The 18,593-nt window shown below is 56.6% G+C and carries 19 protein-coding genes; 11 read left to right on the top strand and 8 right to left on the bottom strand.

What is annotated here, in order from left to right; genetic code table 11:
• Window positions 1–81: 81 nt before the first annotated feature.
• Window positions 82–480 (bottom strand): winged helix-turn-helix transcriptional regulator, encoded by a 399-nt coding sequence (locus CPJ18_RS13465; RefSeq protein ID WP_103658889.1) that lies wholly within the window; start codon window positions 478–480, stop codon window positions 82–84.
• Window positions 481–584: 104 nt separating this feature from the next.
• On the opposite strand from CPJ18_RS13465, the gene CPJ18_RS13460 reads away from it, so the two are divergent.
• Window positions 585–1,601 carry a zinc-binding alcohol dehydrogenase family protein gene (locus CPJ18_RS13460; protein ID WP_103659129.1) on the top strand — a complete coding sequence of 339 codons (1,017 nt, stop codon included), beginning with the start codon at window positions 585–587 and terminating at the stop codon, window positions 1,599–1,601.
• A gap of 242 nt (window positions 1,602–1,843) precedes the next feature.
• On the opposite strand, the gene CPJ18_RS13450 is transcribed toward CPJ18_RS13460, so the two are convergent.
• The 4 genes from CPJ18_RS13450 to CPJ18_RS13435 all read right to left on the bottom strand — a co-directional run bounded on the left by CPJ18_RS13450 (window position 1,844) and on the right by CPJ18_RS13435 (window position 5,491).
• Entirely contained in the window at window positions 1,844–2,587 is a 744-nt protein-coding gene (locus tag CPJ18_RS13450) for a pentapeptide repeat-containing protein (protein WP_103659128.1), read from the bottom strand.
• 159 nt (window positions 2,588–2,746) lie between these two features.
• Window positions 2,747–3,262, bottom strand: coding sequence for a GNAT family N-acetyltransferase (locus CPJ18_RS13445; protein WP_103658887.1), 516 nt, complete (start codon window positions 3,260–3,262; stop codon window positions 2,747–2,749).
• A gap of 21 nt (window positions 3,263–3,283) precedes the next feature.
• On the bottom strand, window positions 3,284–3,802 hold the full coding sequence (locus tag CPJ18_RS13440; protein WP_103658885.1) for a GNAT family N-acetyltransferase: 519 nt from the start codon (window positions 3,800–3,802) through the stop codon (window positions 3,284–3,286).
• 24 nt (window positions 3,803–3,826) lie between these two features.
• A complete protein-coding gene (locus tag CPJ18_RS13435; RefSeq protein ID WP_103658883.1) occupies window positions 3,827–5,491 on the bottom strand; it encodes an electron transfer flavoprotein-ubiquinone oxidoreductase in 1,665 nt (554 codons plus the stop codon).
• 365 nt (window positions 5,492–5,856) lie between these two features.
• Between CPJ18_RS13435 and CPJ18_RS13430 the strand changes: the two genes are divergently transcribed.
• The 4 genes from CPJ18_RS13430 (at window position 5,857) to CPJ18_RS13415 (ending at window position 9,297) form a co-directional block, all read left to right on the top strand.
• Complete coding sequence (locus CPJ18_RS13430; RefSeq protein ID WP_103658881.1) at window positions 5,857–6,645, top strand: SDR family oxidoreductase; 789 nt, start codon at window positions 5,857–5,859, stop codon at window positions 6,643–6,645.
• Between the two features lie 172 nt (window positions 6,646–6,817).
• Complete coding sequence (locus CPJ18_RS13425) at window positions 6,818–7,771, top strand: hypothetical protein (RefSeq protein ID WP_103658879.1); 954 nt, start codon at window positions 6,818–6,820, stop codon at window positions 7,769–7,771.
• Between the two features lie 160 nt (window positions 7,772–7,931).
• Window positions 7,932–9,014, top strand: coding sequence for a hypothetical protein (locus tag CPJ18_RS13420; protein WP_103658877.1), 1,083 nt, complete (start codon window positions 7,932–7,934; stop codon window positions 9,012–9,014).
• Window positions 9,015–9,093: 79 nt separating this feature from the next.
• Window positions 9,094–9,297, top strand: a complete 204-nt coding sequence (locus CPJ18_RS13415; protein ID WP_077122296.1) for a hypothetical protein — start codon at window positions 9,094–9,096, stop codon at window positions 9,295–9,297.
• 2 nt (window positions 9,298–9,299) lie between these two features.
• Here CPJ18_RS13415 and blaOXA read toward each other — a convergent pair whose 3' ends face one another.
• Window positions 9,300–10,067, bottom strand: a complete 768-nt coding sequence (gene blaOXA / locus CPJ18_RS13410; protein WP_103658875.1) for a class D beta-lactamase — start codon at window positions 10,065–10,067, stop codon at window positions 9,300–9,302.
• Between the two features lie 152 nt (window positions 10,068–10,219).
• Here blaOXA and CPJ18_RS13405 point away from each other — a divergent pair, with 152 nt between their 5' ends.
• The 5 genes from CPJ18_RS13405 (at window position 10,220) to CPJ18_RS13385 (ending at window position 15,000) form a co-directional block, all read left to right on the top strand.
• On the top strand, window positions 10,220–11,116 hold the full coding sequence (locus CPJ18_RS13405) for a LysR family transcriptional regulator (protein ID WP_103658873.1): 897 nt from the start codon (window positions 10,220–10,222) through the stop codon (window positions 11,114–11,116).
• A 141-nt stretch (window positions 11,117–11,257) separates the two neighbouring features.
• Window positions 11,258–12,550 carry an Hsp70 family protein gene (locus CPJ18_RS13400; RefSeq protein ID WP_153366634.1) on the top strand — a complete coding sequence of 431 codons (1,293 nt, stop codon included), beginning with the start codon at window positions 11,258–11,260 and terminating at the stop codon, window positions 12,548–12,550.
• Between the two features lie 44 nt (window positions 12,551–12,594).
• Window positions 12,595–13,482 (top strand): uracil-DNA glycosylase, encoded by an 888-nt coding sequence (locus CPJ18_RS13395; RefSeq protein WP_103658871.1) that lies wholly within the window; start codon window positions 12,595–12,597, stop codon window positions 13,480–13,482.
• 150 nt (window positions 13,483–13,632) lie between these two features.
• Complete coding sequence (locus tag CPJ18_RS13390) at window positions 13,633–13,821, top strand: hypothetical protein (protein WP_077106178.1); 189 nt, start codon at window positions 13,633–13,635, stop codon at window positions 13,819–13,821.
• A 78-nt stretch (window positions 13,822–13,899) separates the two neighbouring features.
• The gene (locus tag CPJ18_RS13385) at window positions 13,900–15,000 is read left to right on the top strand and encodes a hypothetical protein (RefSeq protein ID WP_146258686.1); all 1,101 of its coding nucleotides are present in this window, start codon (window positions 13,900–13,902) and stop codon (window positions 14,998–15,000) included.
• A gap of 12 nt (window positions 15,001–15,012) precedes the next feature.
• Here CPJ18_RS13385 and CPJ18_RS13380 read toward each other — a convergent pair whose 3' ends face one another.
• A complete protein-coding gene (locus CPJ18_RS13380) occupies window positions 15,013–15,855 on the bottom strand; it encodes a hypothetical protein (RefSeq protein ID WP_103659126.1) in 843 nt (280 codons plus the stop codon).
• Between the two features lie 278 nt (window positions 15,856–16,133).
• Complete coding sequence (locus CPJ18_RS13375) at window positions 16,134–17,072, bottom strand: DMT family transporter (protein ID WP_077106210.1); 939 nt, start codon at window positions 17,070–17,072, stop codon at window positions 16,134–16,136.
• A gap of 396 nt (window positions 17,073–17,468) precedes the next feature.
• Between CPJ18_RS13375 and CPJ18_RS13370 the strand changes: the two genes are divergently transcribed.
• Window positions 17,469–18,581, top strand: a complete 1,113-nt coding sequence (locus CPJ18_RS13370) for a methyl-accepting chemotaxis protein (protein WP_103658867.1) — start codon at window positions 17,469–17,471, stop codon at window positions 18,579–18,581.
• Window positions 18,582–18,593 lie beyond the last annotated feature (12 nt).

Genomic DNA, 18,593 nt, shown 5'->3' with positions numbered 1-18,593 from the left:
TGCAATGCGGAATTTTTCTTTACGTGAAGAGTTTTGTAAATCCGTAAGCCCACAGACAGATGCGCGCAATAGGTCTTGTTATTAGGCAGCAGCCAGCGGCTCGATAATCTCGTCGGGAGACATCACACGCTTTTCGCCATCCTTGCAGATTACGTGCGCGTCACCCCATGCTTTCAAAGCGGCGATGACCGGCTGCATGGTGAGGCCAAGCGGCGTCAGGGCATAATCCACGCGTGGCGGCACCACGGCAAACACCTTGCGGGAAATCAGCCCGGCCTCTTCCAACTCGCGCAACTGCTTGGTCAGCATGCGTTGGGTAACGCTTGGAATGTGGCGGCGCAGCCCGTTGAAGCGCAGCGTTCCCTCATTCATCAGGTGGTAGAGGATCACGCCCTTCCATTTTCCATCCAGAAAACTCAGCGTGGATTCCACCGGACAGCCGGGAAAGTTACCAGTCAGTTTGGCACGGGGTCGGGACATCACAGTATCCTTTTTGTACGTATATACAGAATATGTGCATTCTTGCAGCTTGCGTTCATATCTATCAAATAGAGGTCAACGCAACAAGCCAAGGAGAAAACGCCATGCGTGCTATCGGTTATAAAAGTGCAAAACCCGTCACGGAAGCAGATGCGCTTGTTGACATCGATGTTCCCGTGCCGGAAGCCAGAGGGCATGATCTTCTGGTCGAGGTGAAGGCCGTATCGGTCAATCCTGTTGATACCAAGGTGCGCCGCAACCAGCCGCCGGAAAACGGACAGACCCGCGTTCTGGGCTTCGATGCGGCGGGTATCGTCAAAGCGGTGGGCGAAGGTGTCACGCTGTTCAAGCCGGGCGACGAGGTGTTTTACGCGGGTGCCATTAACCGCCCCGGCTCCAACAGTGAGTTCCATCTGGTCGATGAGCGCATTGTCGGCACCAAGCCGAAAAGCCTCAGCTTCGAGGAAGCCGCCGCCTTGCCCCTGACGGCAATCACCGCTTATGAAACCCTGTTCGACCGATTGAAGCTGAAAGACCCCGTTCCCGGCGCGGCCAATGCTATCCTCATCATCGGCGGCGCGGGCGGCGTCGGCTCTATCGCTATCCAGCTCGTGCGACAGCTCACCGACATCACCGTCATCGCCACGGCCTCAAGGCCTGAAACCAAGGAATGGGCAAAGGCACTCGGCGCGCATCACGTCATCGATCACAGCCAGCCACTGGCCCCGCAGGTGGAAGCCCTTGGCCTCGGCGCACCCGGCTTCGTCTTTTCCACCACGCAAAGCGACATTCACGCCGCCGACAGCATCGCGCTTATCGCGCCTCAGGGACGGTTTGCGCTGATCGATGATCCCGCAAACGGCTTCGACGCCATGCCGTTCAAGCGCAAAGCCATCTCCATTCACTGGGAAATGATGTTCGCCCGCCCGGTCTTCGAAACGGCTGATATTCTCGAGCAGCACAAATTGCTGAACCACGTTTCTGAATTGGTGGATGCTGGCAAGATCAAGACAACGCTGACGGAGGTCTTCGGCGCCATAAACGCCGCCAATCTCATCAAGGCGCATGCGCTGATCGAGAGTGGGACTGCGCGGGGGAAGATTGTTTTGTCGGGGTTTTAGTGGCGGGGACCTCATGAGCGGCTGAGACTGCCGCTCACCCCCCTCTGCCCTGCCGGGCATCTCCCCCTCAGGTGGGGAGATCGACTCGCAGACAGCGCTCGGCCATCTTGAACGTTGCGAACGCGGGTGCGTGATGACGGTGCGGATGAACCAGCGAGCCAAAGCCCAGCCAATCTCCCCACCTGAGGGGGAGATGTCCGGCAGGACAGAGGGGGGTGAAGCCCCACCCGCAAACTTATCGCTCAATCCTCGTCCGGATCCTCCGGGCAAGGCCACGATGTCGGTGTCGTCAGCCCTTGCGGCAACTTCGTCTTGGGATCGCCACAGGCAATATCGATCTGCTTTTGCTCAAGTCCGGTTGCCGTGGAAAGGTCCAATCCTTCGATGCGCGCCAGAAGCAGGAACGCGTTTTCAAAATCGATAGGCCCGGAGAATTTTGCCCCTTCGAAGCGGGAGCGCGACAGGTTGGCCATGGTGAATTTCGCGCCCGTCAGCGTTGCGCCCTCGAAATCGGCCCTGCCGAGTTCCGCCTTGGTAAAATCAGTGCCGACGAGTTTGGCATTCTGGAAACTGGCGCGCTGCATTTCCGCATTGTTGAACTTGGCGTTTTCCGCATCCGCATCGCTGAAATCACCGCGATAGGCTTCCACCTTGATGAAATTTCCGCCCTGCAACTGCGATGAAGCGAGCGAGGTGCGAATGAGTTTTGCTTTTTCCAGGTTGGCCTTCTTGAAAGACGAGCCGCGAAGATCGGTGAAGGTAAAATCCGTTCCCCGCAAATCCGCACCGTCAAGCACGCTGCCGCCCAGCATCAACAGCCGCTTGTTGCACGCACTCCAGTCAATCCCGGCACCGGCATCCGAGCGGCAGCTGGCAGCCTGGCTGTGGTTCGCCGGAATGATCAAAGCCGCAAACACCGTCAGAACCGCGCGCCAAACAAGCCTCGGACTGTGGTTAGAAAAAACTTTGCCTGCTGCCGTCTTCATCATCTGCTCCCACACCCGACCTTGCCAGCGTATCCGTTTACACCTGTCGGGCTACGCCCATACACGTATGACATTCGCGGGAATCCTGCAAATACCAAACCGGAAAGCACGGGTTACGGTCAAGGTCACCAACGATATTTTTCTAAAAAATGGGAGGCATCAAACGCTCTGATCATTGCCCGATACCAAGGCCCAGCGTTCGTGGTCGCACCACTCGCCGTTGATCTGAAGATAGTGCGGGGAGTAACCCTCTTTTGAGAACCCGGCACGACGCACAAGGTTGATCGAGGCCACATTGCCGGGCTGAATATTGGCCTCAATTCTATGAAGGCCGAACTCGTTGAAGGCGTGATTTTTCACCTGTTCCAGGGCGTTAGCCATCAGTCCGCGATGGGCGAAAGCGACGTTTCCGTAATATCCGAGATAAGCGCTGCGAAACGCTCCCCAAACAATCTGCGTGAGATTGAAGACACCAACCATGCCGTTGCTCTCAACATCGCGCGCGATGAAAGACGCATTCGGCCCGGTTAGCAACTGCCCGAACCACGCATCGAAGCCACTCATATCCGTAAATGGTTGCGCCCACGGCGCGTGGTAGTCGCGACTGCGCACATTCGCTGCCACGATTTCCCGCGCATCCGAGCGCTTGACGGGTTGGATCAAAACTCTGGTCATGGCTGATAACGCCGTCCTGTTTCAGTGCGCGCGCAGGTCCAGATGCATCGCCACGCGACGGGCGGGGTCGAGACCATCGGCTATCTGCTTGTCCAGCCTTTCTTGCAGGAAAGGTGGTGTCTCCCACTTTTCCAGAATACGAAATCCCATCTTCGCATAGAATGGCGCGTTGAAGGGCGCAAAACGATCCGTCGTCAGGACAGCATATTTGTGTCCCGCGTCCCGAGCCTTGCCAAGCATCGCTGCCATCAGCGCGCGACCAGTGCCTTGTCCCTGCGCGGGGCGCTCGACATCGATCTCGACGATATAGAGATAGCTCCCCACCGCCTGCCCGGCGGCAAAACCCGCGACGTGGCCGGTCGCATCCGCCTCCGCAACAAACAGGAGGTCCTGCTCATAACTGCGCTGGAGAATGAATTCCGGCGAGGCGTAAGGCTGCGATGTCACACCACAGGCTTCCGCCCAGACAACGAAGGCATCGAGTTCGATCTCTGTCAGCCGCGCAAATTCATCAACCCGCGCGGCACGTATCATCACCATGGAATTTCCCTTGCGGAAACGGCATCACATATTGGCGTAAACCGGTCCCTCACCGCCCTGTGGCGGCACCCAGTTGATGTTCTGGTTCGGGTCCTTGATGTCGCAGGTTTTGCAGTGGACGCAGTTTTGCGCATTGATGACGTAAACCTCTTCGCCGTCCTTTTCCACCCACTCATACACACCGGCCGGACAGTAGCGTGTCGAAGGACCGGCATACACATCGTGTTCGGAGCGCTTTTGCAAATCCATATCCTTGACCTGCAGGTGTACCGGCTGATCTTCCTCATGGTTGGTAGAGGAGATGAAGACGGAAGACAGGCGGTCGAAGGTGAGCACACCGTCGGGCTTCGGATAGGCAATCGGCTTGTGAAACTTGGCGGGCTCCAGGCTTTCCGCATCCGTCTTGCCGTGTTTCAGCGTGCCGAAAATGGAGAAGCCGAGAAGCTGGTTGGTCCACATATCCAGGCCGCCCAGACCGACGCCGATGGCGGTGCCGAGCTTCGACCATAGTGGCTTGACGTTGCGCACGCGCTTGAGATCCTTGCCGATGTCGCTGTCGCGCCATTCGTTTTCGATCTCGATCACTTCATCATTGGCGCGACCGGCTGCCAAAGCATCGGCAATCCTGTCCGCCGCCATCAGGCCGGAAAGCACCGCATTGTGGCTACCCTTGATGCGTGGCACGTTGACGAAACCGGCGGAACAGCCGATTAGCGCGCCGCCTGGGAAGGTCAGCTTCGGCACGGACTGATATCCGCCTTCGGTAATGGCACGCGCACCATAGGACAGGCGTTTGCCGCCCTCAAAGGTGTCGCGAATGGCCGGATGCGTCTTGTAACGCTGAAACTCTTCGAACGGATAGAGATAAGGGTTCTTGTAGTTCAAATGCACCACGAAGCCGACAGCAACGAGGTTGTCTTCGAGATGGTAGAGGAACGACCCGCCCCCGGTTTTCATACCCAGCGGCCAGCCGAAGGAGTGCTGCACGAGGCCGGGCCGGTGCTTTTCCGGCTTGACCTGCCAGAGTTCCTTGATGCCGATGCCATATTTCTGGACATCGCTGTCCTTGGACAGATCGAATTTTTGGATGAGCTGTTTCGCCAGCGATCCACGCACACCTTCGCCGATCAGCACATATTTGCCATGCAGTTCCATGCCACGCGTGAAGGCTGGTCCCGGCTCGCCGTTTCGCTCAACGCCCATATCGCCGGTCGCGACGCCGATGACGGCACCTTCGTCGTTATAAAGCACTTCGGTTGCCGCAAAGCCGGGATAGATTTCAACGCCAAGCGCTTCGGCTTTTTCCGCCAACCACCGACAGACCAGCCCGAGAGAGACGATATAATTGCCGTGGTTGCTCATCAGTGGCGGCATCAGGAAATTCGGAAGACGGATCGACCCAGCCGGTCCGAGCAGCAGGAACTGGTCGTCCTTCACTTCGGTCTTGAAGGGATGCCCCTCCTCTTCACGCCAGCCTGGCAGCAGGCGGTCGATGCCGATAGGATCGACAACGGCACCGGACAGAATATGCGCGCCGACTTCGGCACCCTTTTCCAAAACCACGACGGAAAAATCCGGATTGACCTGTTTCAGCCGTATCGCCGCAGACAGACCCGCAGGTCCAGCGCCGACGATGACAACGTCGAATTCCATCGCTTCGCGTTCCGGCAGTTCCATCGCTTCCGTCATGTCCATCCCTCTCAGCTCACCGGTCCCGTCCGGCGTTGTTTTTCTAACGCGCCCGCAGCCGCAGGGTTCATTACCCCCACCACGCCAGCCAATTCCTTCTTCGCAAAGCACAAACTCATTGTCGAGGTGGAAGTGCGGCAAATCCTGTTCAGAGCCTATTACATTCTCGGGTTTAACGGTAATATCTTACTCTTACGTTCACGTAAGTTAAAGAGATTTATGGGGAGGTCAAGACTGTAGGCGAGATCGAGTAGCTTACGCCCAACTCTGTGCGGAAGACGATATCGAAATAAACCTGCCAAGACCTTCAAAACCGGCCGGACCACCCCTATAACCGCATGCAGCATCTTTCAGGAGAATACATCATGGATCTCGGCATTTCCGGCAAACGCGCCCTCGTTCTGGCTTCCTCTCGCGGCCTTGGCCTTGGCATTGCGACAGCGCTTGCGAAAGAGGGCGCCCATGTGCTGCTCGTCGGGCGCACCAGCGAGAAGCTAGCCGCCAACGTGGATGCCATCGATGCGCTGGGCAAGGGCAAGGCGGATTGGGTGCAGGGCGACCTGTCGCAGGAGAATTTCGTGGCGTCCATGGTCGAGGCCGTCAACGAGAAGCTCGGCGGCATCGATATTCTCGTCAACAACACCGGTGGCCCCACGCCCGGCACGGCGCAGGACATTACCATCGACAAGCTTGAGACCTTCTTTCAGTCCATGGTGCTGCGCGTCATCACGCTCACCGGTGCCCTCCTGCCGCAGATGAAGGAACAAGGCTGGGGCCGTATTCTCACCGTCGCCTCCTCCGGCGTGTTCGAGCCCATTCCCAATCTGGCGCTGTCCAATACCCTGCGCGGCGCGCTGGTGGGCTGGAACAAGACTCTGGCGACGGAAGTGGCAGGCTCCGGCGTCACCGCCAACCTGTTGCTGCCCGGACGCATCCATACAGACCGCATCGATGAACTGGATGGTGCCAACGCCAAGCGTCTTGGCAAAAGCCCTGAAGAGGTGCGCGAAGCATCGCTCAAGACCATTCCCGCCGGACGGTTGGGCAAGGTCGAGGAATTTGCGGCAGCCGGAGCATTTCTGTGCTCCGAGCCAGCCAGCTACATCACCGGCACGATGCTGCGGGTGGATGGCGGCGCATCAAAGTCCATTTGAGACAACGACACTGCTCGAGCTTCGGCTCGAGCAGCTTGCCTTTACTTTGTGCCAATACGTTATCGTCTGCGTACAACCTCGCCACACAACGTCCACACAAGCTTAGATGGCTACCTCTCATGTATATAGAGCCCGCAATAACGGTGGCTCTAATATTGATCAGAGGGACTCCATGCATACTATCGTTCTAGCGAGATACAGCGAGCCACTTGAATGGATCGCTGATATTCCGGCAGATTTTAAAGTCATTATTTATAACAAGGGCGAAGAGATCACGTCACCGGAAGTGCTTGCCCGCGCGGATGAAATCGTTGCACGGCCCAATATCGGCCGCGAGTCCGAAACCTATAGTCACCATATGATGACCCGCGCGACGGATGATCGGTATTTCACCGTGTTCTCGCAGGGTGACCCGATGACACATAGCCCTGATTTTATCGATCTTTTGAAAAACTGGCGCAAATGGGACGATGTCCAGGCGTTGTCATGGCAGTGGCTTACGGCCAGAAACATTCCTCCGGCGGCCAGCCTGGCCCGTTATGAGGAATACTTCCCGCTTCATCTTCGCGTCCGCCCTGAACCGTTTTCCCTCATGGACTGGGTTGCGCTGGAATTTGTCGATGCCGGTGCATGGAACATGGGCCTCGTGTTCAAGACGCTTGAAGGCATGTCACCCAATACCGGAAACATCGCCGCCCACGCCTTGCGCAAATGGAAGCTGGACGCGCTTGCCGATCAGGCAGAAAAACACAGCGTCGGCGTTTTCTCCTATGGCGCGATCTTTGCCGTCCGCAACGAGGGCGTAGCCAAACTTCCAGCTGAGTCGAAGGAACTGATTTACGAATTCTCCGTCGGGGCAGCGGCCGCAAACGGCTATATTCTAGAGCGCATGTGGCTCCATATTTTTGGAACAGGGTTCTATCGTCGCGTACCATTCATGGACGAACATGCCAGTGCACTCAACCTGCCGGGTGTGAGTGAAGCAGCCAGGGCCGATATCACCAACCTCGTCCTCAGCCTTGTCGATCATGGAATGTCCATGAACGATGTCAGCACCTTTGTGCAGGAGACGATGCGCGAACAGTTAAGTGTCTTGAAGTCTACAGGGAATGAAACTGTCAGCTGACGCATGGGTGGCTGACGAAAACGTAAATAGATATTCACTATAATTGTTACACGACGCAAATGCTGAGGCATTTTAATAAAATGCAACAACGCAAATGCACTCAATTTTGGGGGGATCAGGCTTAGGAACTGGCGATTATCAATTTTTCGGCGCTTGCTCCATGTTAGAAGTCCTGTTCCCCCCAACAACAACACCAACCACCACTGGTACATCGTCCAGCTCCCAATCGTCTGGTTCCACGGCAAGCAGCGGCTCGTCTTCTGCGCCAGCCAGCCAGAGCTCCGGCGCAAGCCAGCCAGCCACCAGCACACCTGCACCCGTCGAAGACGATGATCAGGATGTCGATGACGGCACCTATTCGCCTGCCCCAACGCAGCAGACACAGCCCGAACAAGGCGAACCGACGACCAGCGAAAGCCCGTCACCGTCCACGCCGACAGTAGCGCCTGCGCCACAGGAGCAACAGAGCGAAAGCGAAACCTCCGCACCTGCACCATCCGCAGAAGCGCCGCAGGAGCCTGTCGCTCCGACACCGTCCGAAAATACGTCACAGGCTCCTGCGAACGATACGCAGCCAGCCCAGGGCGAACCGGCAACCAACGAAGGCTCGTCATCAACTGCACCGGCGGCAGAAGCACCGCAGGGATCGGATGCCGAGCCTGCTGGCTCAGAAGAACAGCCCGCATCTTCGGCACCTTCCAATAATACAGCTGACGCACCTGCTACCGACACGCAGCCGCCAGCAGACGAGACGCCTGCGGCATCCGAACAAAGCCAAGCACCAGCGTCGCCCGCGCAAGAACAACCCGCCGCATCAGAACCGGACACTGCAACTTCCTCGCCAGCGACAGGATCGGGAACGGCTTCTCCCACACAGGTTCAGGGCAACGGCAGTACGGCAGCACAGCCAACACCTGCCATCGCGCCCGCCTCATCCAACGGTGCCGCGCCAACCACTGTGCGACCCTCTGCGTCAGAGCCGTCCCGTCAGGCCAGCAATGTCATCAAATTCGCGCCGATTGAAACCAGATCATCGTCAAGCCGTGACTCCACCGAGAACGACGACACCATCGAGGCTGCTCGCAATTTTGCGATTGAGGTTCAGAAGGATCGTAACCTGCGCGGCCTGCTTGCTTCCATCATCAACAGTGATGAAACAAGTAAGTTCAGCCTCCTGACACAGGACGAGGACGGCGCAGAAGAGCAGCCTAGTCTCGTTGAGAAATACTACGCCGACGCTTGATCCAATCAGCTCAAGCGCATGGCTATTCAAACCTCTTCGGGGTAAGCTCTGGAGAGGTTTTCTCTTGTCGAGGCTCATCATGCAGATACTTCGGGTTTCGCTGACCGTTCTCGGCGCACTGCTTGCGCTCATCGGCCTCGTCTGGATTGGGCAGGGCAGCGGATATTTCCCCTACCCCGCCTCCAGTTTCATGATCAACCAGAGCCCGTGGATGTTGCGTGGCGCGCTGGTAGCCATCGTCGGGCTGGCGTTGATTTTCGCCGCCCGGCGCTTTGTTCGCTAGACCTATTTCACCAGCTTCGGCAGGTCGGCAATCAACGCGTCACGTGTGGCAAAGCTGATCGGCTCATCGCTTTTCCAGTCCTGGATGTTGAGCTTGGCGAAAACCACCTGCCGGTCGCCCTTCTGCGCCCAACCCACGAACCAGCCTAGCCAGCTGTCGCCGTCATATTTGCCCGCCTTGGTTCGCATGCGGCCAGAGCCCGTTTTGCCCTGAACCTGCCAGCCATCGGCAGCGGGAAACTTCGGAATAATTGCCATCGTCTTGTCATAGGCCACAGTGGAAACCGGCAACTTGCGGCTCAAGAAGCGGCGCAGAAAATCCACCTGCTGGTCACCGGAAATTTTCAGCGATGACATGAGCCAGGATTCCGTCAGCCCGTCCGTTTGGCCCTTCACACCGCGCACATCAGCATTGCCGTAATCGAAACGGCGAACGTAATCGGCAAACGTCTCTTTCCCGAGACGCCTGGTGATTTCCTGCGAATACCAGACGATGCTATCCCTTTCCCAAATGGTCGGGTCGGTGGCCTGCTGCTCGCGCTTCGGCCTCTTCCATTCCGGCTTGTAGTCCCAGCGCGGCGTCGTCTCGTTCGTCAGAATTCCCGCGTCATAGCCCATGATGGCCAAGGGCAGCTTGAAACTGGATTGCGGTGCGAACGCCTTGTCGCATTCGCCGTTTCGATGCAGTGCCTCACCGCTTTTTGCGTCGAGAATGACTGTGCATTGTACAGTCTCCGCAGCATGAGCGCCGAAAGAACCAAAACAACTCATTGTAAACACTGAACAAAGTACGAAACCTATGCGCCGTTTGATCGTCATCAACACTCTCCCTTTGGCTGTGGCGTCGTCTTTGTATTCCGACCTGTTGCGTGCCGACAAATGATGATATCTGCCTTCAGGCATGAATTATAGTTGGTCTTGTCATGGTACGCCCACATCTTCCTCTTAACGCTTTACGTGCCTTTGAGGCCGCCGCGCGGCATCTCAGCTTCACGCGTGCGGCCATAGAACTGTGCGTCACGCAAACCGCCATCAGCCACCAGGTCAAGCTTCTGGAGCAGACGCTGGGCGTGGAACTGTTCCGGCGTCTGCCGCGCGGATTGATGATTACCGAGGACGGGCTTGCCCTTCTGCCGACGCTGCGCGACTCGTTCGACCGCATGGCCGATATGTTGCAACGCTTCGAGGACGGGCATCTGCGCGATGTGCTCACTCTCGGTGCCGTTGGCACATTCGCGATCGGCTGGTTGTTGCCGCGGCTTGGCGCATTTCAGGCGCGTTACCCGTTCATCGATATCAGGCTTTCCACCAATAACAATCGCGTCGATATCGCCGCCGAAGGGCTGGATTACGCCATTCGCTTCGGCAATGGCGCATGGCACGATACGGAAGCGGAAGAGCTGTTCGAAGCGCCACATTCGGCGCTCTGCATTCCCGCCATCGCACGCCAGCTGAGCTCACCGCAGGATATCGCCGCCCAGCCGCTTTTGCGTTCCTACCGCGTCGATGAATGGCCGGAATGGTTCGAGGCCGCCGGTGTCTCGCCCCCGAAAATCCGTGGCATCGTTTTCGACTCATCCGTCTTGATGATTGAGGCCGCTTTGCAGGGTGCCGGTATTGCGCTTGCCCCGCCGCTGATGTTCAGCCGACAACTCTCTTCCGGCCTGCTTGAGCAGCCTTTCCCGGTGTATGTCTCAAAAGGATGCTATTGGCTCACGCGGCTGAAATCGCGGGCGGTTACGCCTGCCATGGCAACGTTTTCCAAATGGCTGCAGGAAGAGGCGCAGCAAAGCCGGGCCGCACAAATGGCAAAAAACTGAGCCTCCCCGCTTGCCATAGGCCAGCCGTCATGCAATGACGCGCCCTCCTCAAAAATCACCGATGCCATGGGCATCCGGACTGACGGGCTTGAGCACGCCTCGGCCTATTTCGACCTGTCTAAAAACCAAGGAATCATTGCAATGACACGGACACTCGGCCTCGATTTCGGCACGACCAACACGGTCATGGCACTCTCCGACAGCAACAACACCAGCCATTCCATGCGCTTTACCAGCAGCGCCGGGACCACGGACAGCATGCGCACCGCGCTGTCCTTCATGAAATCCGGCACATTCGGTGCCGCTGCGCTTCAAGTCGAGGCGGGCCATGCGGCCATTCGCCAGTTCATCGACAATCCCGGCGATTGCCGCTTTCTGCAATCCATCAAGACCTTTGCCGCCTCGTCGCTGTTTCAGGGCACGCTGGTCTATGCCAAGCGCCAGAGCTTCGAAGACCTGATGGAAGTGTTCCTGCGCAAGCTGAAGACCTATGCGGGCGATGAATGGCCGCAGGACGTTTCCACCGTCATCGCCGGTCGTCCGGTTCGCTTTGCAGGTGGCAACCCGGATGAAGCCTTGGCGATTGCGCGTTACAACGACGCGCTGACCCGCGCCGGTTTTCCGGAAATCCACTATGTCTACGAGCCCGTTGCTGCCGCCTATTATTTTGCGCAGAGCCTCAATAAGGACGCCAATGTTCTGGTCGCCGACTTTGGCGGCGGCACCACCGACTATTCGCTCATCCGTTTCGAATCCCATGCCGGCAAGCTTTCCGCGACCCCCATCGGTCACTCGGGCGTCGGCGTTGCAGGAGACCACTTCGACTTTCGCATGATCGACAATCTGGTGTCGCCGGAAATCGGCAAGGGCAGCAAGTTCAAGAGCTTCGACAAAATCCTGGATGTGCCAAGCGGTTATTACGTCAATTTTGGGCGCTGGAACCAACTGTCGATCTTCAAGACCACCAAGGAGTTTGCCGATCTGAAATCGCTGGTGCGGTCTGCATTGGAGCCGGAAAAGCTGGAAATGTTCATCGACCTTGTCGAGCATGATGAGGGCTACCCGCTCTACCAGGCCATTTCGGCCACCAAGATGGCGCTGTCTTCAAATGAAGAAGCGGAGTTCAACTTTTCGCCGCTGGGCAAGGCTGGCCGTAAGGTCGTCAAGCGTTCCGACTTTGATCAATGGATCAGCGACGATCTGGCTAAGATCGAAGGTGCGCTGGATGAAGTTCTGGAAAAGACCCAGACCGCCCCTGAAGCGATCGACAAGGTGTTCCTCACCGGCGGCACCTCTTTCGTGCCTGCCGTGCGCCAGCTTTTCACCCGGCGTTTCGATGCGGACAAAATCGAGAGCGGCGGCGAATTGCTCTCCATCGCCCATGGTCTGGCCATGATCGGCGAAAGCGGCGATATTGCGCGCTGGACAGCGTAATTACGGGGTTTCGTGGGGCCAGCACATAGGGTAGTTCTAGTCCCATGATTTCGGCCCAAGACCTTTCCTCGGCAGAACTGGCGGCGCTTTTGCATTTCCATGCGGATGCGGGCGTAGACTGGTTGCTGGAAGACACGTCCATCGACCGCTTCGCCGAGTTTTCCGCAAGCCGCCAGAGCCGTCCCGCTCAAAGAGATGCTCAGCAGCCGCAACAGGCAGAGCCCGCATCCCGCGCTCCCGCCCAGACCGAGACAGGCCGACGCACGGATGCGCCTTCGCGTGCCGCACCCGCTGCGCCGCCGATCCAGACCAACGTCGCCATGCCGGATGAGCAGGCCATCGCAGCCGCACGTTTTGCGGCGGAAAGCGCCCGCTCCCTTTCCGAACTTAAGTCCGCGCTGGAAAGCTTCAACGGCTGCAATCTCAAAAACAGCGCTCGCAATACCATCTTCGCGGAAGGCGACCCCTCCTCCGGCATCATGGTCATCGGTCCTATGCCGGATGCGGATGACGACCGCGAAGGCCAACCCTTCCTCGGCAAAACCGGCCTGCTGCTAGACCGGATGCTGGCGGCCATCGGCTTAAACCGCACCAATCTGCTGCTGACCAATGTCGTGCCGTGGCGCCCGCCGGGTAACCGCTCACCTTCCGGGCCGGAGATGGAAATCTGCCGCCCCTTTATCGAGCGACAGGTTGCGCTGGCAGAGCCCAAAGCACTGTTGCTTTTAGGCAACTTTACCGCCCGATTTTTCTTTGGCGGTACCGGCACCATCCATACACTGCGCGGACAGTGGCGTGATGTCGCATCCGGACACGGAACCGTACCCGCCATTGCCACATTGCACCCGCAGGAGCTTTTGAACGCTCCAGCCAGTAAACCATTGGCATGGCAGGATTTATTAGCATTTCAGGCCCACATTCGCCAAATGTGAATGCTTCCTTTTTGATCAATGTGAATCATTTATGAAAATAGCCATGCAAATGGCGCATAACAGCGGCGCATTTACCCTGATTGCCGAATCCATACCGCACTGCAATAAGTCATCTCGTCTTGGGAGGAAACGGTTTAAGGAACCAAGGCAATGACCACTCGCTTCCGTCCGGTTCACTCCGGCTTTGAAACACTCCGGCTCGCAGGCCTTGGCCCGCGCTCCAGTGATGGCTACCACCGCTTCGGTGGAACCAACGAACAGCTGACCGCTCGCGCGTCTACTCAGCAGGTTCGCACAACACGCCCTTCGGCAGTCTTCGCGGATTTTCGTGAGCGCTGATAAGATGGCCTTCCGCCTCCGGCATTGAAGGCATCATAGCCCGACGCTTTGCAGCGCCTTTCCGATGGAGAGGCGCTTTTGCGTTTTGGTTTCTACTTTCTCTTTTTCGGCATATTGATTCCACCGAGCTTCGGCAGCGGTGACCGTCGTGTATTTTTACGGTTATTTCTCTTGGCGCCTGGTTTTTCTACCTACGCTACTCTTGCCGTCCTTGATTTCGCAATTACTGATCTGTATTCAAAACTTCGGCAGATCGGCCCGAAGCACATTTTAGTACGCGGTAACTTCATGACAACGGATATGGACTGCTGCGAAGTCGGCCCGATAAAAATAAAGCGCCATAATTTTCTCTGGAGAGGTATCATCCTAGCGGATTGCCTTCGCGCATCGGTATCGAGACATTTTTTCTCTGATCACCTCTTACGCTATACTGCCTCTATCAAGATGAATATTCCCCATGACATCGAGGGAAAAGATGTCATTCTTGTCGCCTGCGACGAGGTCTATTTCTGGGACTATGCGATCTCTTTCTTGAGGTCATTATCGATGATTGAAGGGACATTTCATGTCCATCTTCACCTTATCAAGCCGAGCCCAGATGTTCTCGCTCAGATCGAAGACCTCCGCTCAAGCCTTGAAAATCTCGCCATAAGCTTCAGCGTTGATACGCTCATGGGGCTAGACCTGCCAAAGAAGGTCAATATCTATTACAATTGCTCTCGCTTCATCGTCGCAGATCAGTTGCTGGATCTGAAAGTCGGGCGCCTCCTCATTCTCGACATCGATACGATCGCGAGAACGTCTCCGTGGGAAAAACTCGCCAAACTGAAAACGGAGGGCGCGTTCGTTTTCAGGCCGCATGCCCGCAAATCCTGGCACAAAATCCTCGCCAATGCGGTTTATTACGAGAACTCGGAAGACGTCCCTCTGTTTTCGAGACGCTTCGCGTCATCGCTCCTCTCGGTTCTCGCACGCAATCCGCATTACCACATCGATCAGATAATACCGCACTACCTCCTCAAGATCGGAGCAAGGCGTTTCAAAGCTGTCTTTGGTTCCATCCCTGGCGATCTGATGAGTCTGGGCTACGATCCAGCTTCCAGCCTTTGGACGGCGAAAGGGAGCGACAAGCACGGATCGAAATTCCAGTTGGAGAAGAGCAAGATCGACAACGCCTGATCTTGCTCTGGCTCAGATCGATTTCAGTGCTTCGGCAAACGCTTCGTCCACATAAGCGAACTTGATGGCCTGCCATTTGCAGTATTCATCGAGGAAATCGCGTGAAAACCACATGCCGCTGCGCAAGCTGTCATCGTGCCAGCCCATTGTGCCCTGTTCGGCAGCCTTGTTGAGAAGGCGCTGCAAATGTGTGCGCGACATCATGAATTCTGAAGCCATGGCGCGCGCATCGACAAAGCCGATGTCTATGCGGTCGCTCTGCTTTTCGGCATCTTTTATGCGGCTGATGAAATCGTCCATCACAAGTGCACCGGCTTCCGTCCAAAGAAAAAGCCCGACGCGCTCCGGCGGCTCGACCCAGTTTCTGTCTTGAAGACATTGTCGTGCGGCGCGCGGCTGTGCGAGCACCAGGAGCTCGGGACGCGCCATCATCTGCGCTGCCCGCGTTCCACCATCAAGCCCATCGAGTGCGCTGAGGTTGGCGACATACCACATAAAAATCGATTGCTGGCTGACAGCGGTCGCTCTGTATCGCCGCGGGCGCACGGAAACGGGAGGAACCCTTTCGATGTAGCGATAGATTTCGAGCTGATCGAGATAGTTCTGAACCGTGTTGCGGCTGGCAACACCATTTTGCGTTACCAGATCACGCACCTGCGCAACCGTAAAGCCAGTGGCACCCAACTCGAGATTGAGAGCCATCCCGGCCTGCGTCATCAGCCACTTCTGGTGCGCAGAAAGCAGCCGCGCAATGCGCGGATTGTCGTGATAGGCACCGCGAAGAGTGAGCGCGAGCGCTCTTATCGCTCCCAGCAAATGGGGATGCGCAACAAGATCGGCATGTGAATACGTCATAGCCATTCCTGCGACAATGACGGAAAGAAATTCGCAGATCGGCAGCGCGTTGCCACCATGCTACTTGCCCATTGTATCGCGTATCCGTCTGTTAAAGACAGCCGAACACAACAGGACCTTACGCGTTTTACCCCAAACACGATATGCCACCCAGATTTTACCCTTACCACCGCATTATTGAATAACACGTTCGGGCGAAAATTGAATAAAACTTTGATAAAAATACAGCTTTTCTACATCCATCATTGCGAGTGATGAAATAGAGGGCAAATACTGCCTCACCCTTGCGGTGTGGACGCTTTTCTTGCTGCTTTACGGGCAAGCCCCAGCTGATGCTCTCGAAAAATGATGAATATGCCGGCAGAAATGACGATCCCAGTTCCGATCAACATGGTCATCGTCGGGATGTCGCCAAAAAGCACATAGGAAACCGTGATCCCGAACAGGATCGAGCTATACTCGAACGGCGCAATCGTTGAGACTTCCGCGTGGCGATAGCTTTCGGTGAGAAAAATCTGGGCTATGCCGCCGGCGATACCGCAGGACATCAACAGAATGGTCTGCTTCATATCCAGCCACTCCCAGTCGAATGGCAGGCTAAGAGCGGATAGCAGGCTGCCGGTCAGCGAAAAATACAAAACGATGGTGGCGGTCTTTTCCGTTACCACCAACTGACGCACCTGCACCATGGCCAGCCCACCCAGCACAGCACCCAACAGCACCGCGAGCGCACCAATCCCCTCGCCTGCCGCAAAGCCGCCCGCTTGCAACAATGTCAGCTTGGGCCAAAGAATGACGACAACGCCCGTCATGCCGACGAGAACCGCCGACCAGCGATAGACGCGGACCGTTTCGCCCAGCAGTACGGCGGCGAAGACGACCGCCATCAGCGGAGACGCATAACCGATGGCAATGAATTCCGGCAGCGGCAGCAGGCTCAATCCGTAGAAACCGCAGATCATCGAAACAATGCCGAGAAAACCGCGTTTGAAATGACCCGCCAGGTTCTTGGTGTAAAAGGCACTGGAAAGACTGCGCAACCATGCAAGATAGATGACGATGGGAACGATGGCGAAGGTGGAGCGAAAAAAAGTGATCTCACCTGCCGGCACATCCGGACCGGCCGCCTTGATGCATGTCTGCATGACCAGAAAAAATGCAACGGATATCAGCTTGAAGCTTATGCCCCTGATGGGGTTATAGGCGGCGGCACTCATGAGAACTGGCATTCATAGGTTCAGGGCATGAACCGGTTGCATTTCACAGGCGGCAGCACCAGCCTGCACGTGCCGTGTTGGATAACAGATTATCATCGTGAGTCGGAAACAAACTCATCCATATCGTGTCGATCATTATTTTTTTGCCCGAAACTATGCGCAAATGCCACGCTTTGGAAAACAAGCGGCAAAATCCTTGAAAAACTGCCGCAAACAAATGCATTTGCCGCTTTAGTAAGCTCCAGCACTTAACTGCATGACTACTTATCGTATCTTGATCGAAATGAAATGTTAATCACGATATATTCTACTTCTGGCACTTAAAATCTTGGTTTTGCAATCCAGCGAACGGCAAGACTGGTGGTTCACCTCTCTATTGAGAATTGATGGTCATTCATGAATCCGGTTTCGAAGGCAGCTGCGAAAAATACATCTCTATCCGCCACACCGCGCAGTATGCGGGTGGTGACGGACGGCATGTCGACGGATCTCAAGCAGTTCAGCACCGATAACACCCACATCGTCAAACAAATCCGGCTGTTGGCAATCAACGCCTTGATCGAAGCGGCAAGAGCCGGTGAGGCTGGCAAGGGCTTTTCCGTCGTCGCCAACGAAGTACAGCGCCTTGCGCAGATCGCTTCGGATATCTCGTCGACATTTCAAGATACCGTTCTCAGCCGTATCGGTCTCAGCCGCGATATGGCGGAAGCACTCGTCGAGGAAATGGAGGGCGTTCGCCTGACGGATACGGCACAAACGCTGGTCCAGCTGATCGTCCGCAATCTGTTCGAGCGCACGGCCGATGTTCGCTGGTGGGCAACAGATACGTCGCTGTGGCAGGCCCTGCAAAGCCGCGACAAGGCGGATGCCGCATTCGCGTCGGAGCGTCTGGGTGCCATCAACCGTTTCTACACGGTCTATATCGATCTGGTCATGACCGACCTTCGGGGTGCCGTGATCGCATCCGCCAACCCTCGATACCAGCGCGACCTGCAAGGCCGCAACCTGACACTGGAGCCGTGGGTCATCGCAGCCTCGCAATGCCGCAGTGGTGATGAGTACATCGTTGATCAGGTCAAAAGCAGCCCACTGCATGACAATCGCGACGTTCTGGTTTACGCCACAGGAATCAGAGAAGGCGGCAGGAACGATGGTGCCTTGCTGGGAACGCTGGGCGTCTACTTCGACTGGCAGGAGCAAGGCCGCGCCATTGTCGAGAAAGAGGCCAATCTGCCCCCACAGGTCGCCGAACGAACGGTCGTGATGTTGCTGGATGGCGACATGCGGGTGATCGCCAGCAGCAATCCGGCTTTGCGCTTCACCCGGTTTAATCTCCAGAAGAATGCGGGCGCTGTGCGCGGCAGCTATTATGATAGCAACGGCGCGATCGTAGCTTTTGCGAAAACCATTGGATACGAAGATTACGACGGCCTGGGCTGGTATGGCGTGGTCGTTCAGCAAACCGAAAATGAAGATACCATTCGCGCCAGTCTTGGCTTCAAAACCTGAACGCGTAGCGAT

It is taken from the genome of Agrobacterium rosae (assembly GCF_002915175.1).
GTDB lineage: Bacteria > Pseudomonadota > Alphaproteobacteria > Rhizobiales > Rhizobiaceae > Agrobacterium > Agrobacterium rosae.
Note: the sequence above shows the minus strand (reverse complement) of the source record. Positions and strands in the feature narration are given on the sequence as shown.

Bases quoted from the DNA above. Each gene is read 5' to 3' on its own strand.
- CPJ18_RS13465 (WP_103658889.1), bottom strand. From the start codon at position 480: ATGTCCCGACCCCGTGCCAAACTGACTGGTAACTTTCCCGGCTGTCCG.
- CPJ18_RS13460 (WP_103659129.1), top strand. From the start codon at position 585: ATGCGTGCTATCGGTTATAAAAGTGCAAAACCCGTCACGGAAGCAGAT.
- CPJ18_RS13450 (WP_103659128.1), bottom strand. From the start codon at position 2,587: ATGAAGACGGCAGCAGGCAAAGTTTTTTCTAACCACAGTCCGAGGCTT.
- CPJ18_RS13445 (WP_103658887.1), bottom strand. From the start codon at position 3,262: ATGACCAGAGTTTTGATCCAACCCGTCAAGCGCTCGGATGCGCGGGAA.
- CPJ18_RS13440 (WP_103658885.1), bottom strand. From the start codon at position 3,802: ATGGTGATGATACGTGCCGCGCGGGTTGATGAATTTGCGCGGCTGACA.
- CPJ18_RS13435 (WP_103658883.1), bottom strand. From the start codon at position 5,491: ATGACGGAAGCGATGGAACTGCCGGAACGCGAAGCGATGGAATTCGAC.
- CPJ18_RS13430 (WP_103658881.1), top strand. From the start codon at position 5,857: ATGGATCTCGGCATTTCCGGCAAACGCGCCCTCGTTCTGGCTTCCTCT.
- CPJ18_RS13425 (WP_103658879.1), top strand. From the start codon at position 6,818: ATGCATACTATCGTTCTAGCGAGATACAGCGAGCCACTTGAATGGATC.
- CPJ18_RS13420 (WP_103658877.1), top strand. From the start codon at position 7,932: ATGTTAGAAGTCCTGTTCCCCCCAACAACAACACCAACCACCACTGGT.
- CPJ18_RS13415 (WP_077122296.1), top strand. From the start codon at position 9,094: ATGCAGATACTTCGGGTTTCGCTGACCGTTCTCGGCGCACTGCTTGCG.
- blaOXA (WP_103658875.1), bottom strand. From the start codon at position 10,067: ATGAGTTGTTTTGGTTCTTTCGGCGCTCATGCTGCGGAGACTGTACAA.
- CPJ18_RS13405 (WP_103658873.1), top strand. From the start codon at position 10,220: ATGGTACGCCCACATCTTCCTCTTAACGCTTTACGTGCCTTTGAGGCC.
- CPJ18_RS13400 (WP_153366634.1), top strand. From the start codon at position 11,258: ATGACACGGACACTCGGCCTCGATTTCGGCACGACCAACACGGTCATG.
- CPJ18_RS13395 (WP_103658871.1), top strand. From the start codon at position 12,595: ATGATTTCGGCCCAAGACCTTTCCTCGGCAGAACTGGCGGCGCTTTTG.
- CPJ18_RS13390 (WP_077106178.1), top strand. From the start codon at position 13,633: ATGACCACTCGCTTCCGTCCGGTTCACTCCGGCTTTGAAACACTCCGG.
- CPJ18_RS13380 (WP_103659126.1), bottom strand. From the start codon at position 15,855: ATGACGTATTCACATGCCGATCTTGTTGCGCATCCCCATTTGCTGGGA.
- CPJ18_RS13375 (WP_077106210.1), bottom strand. From the start codon at position 17,072: ATGAGTGCCGCCGCCTATAACCCCATCAGGGGCATAAGCTTCAAGCTG.
- CPJ18_RS13370 (WP_103658867.1), top strand. From the start codon at position 17,469: ATGAATCCGGTTTCGAAGGCAGCTGCGAAAAATACATCTCTATCCGCC.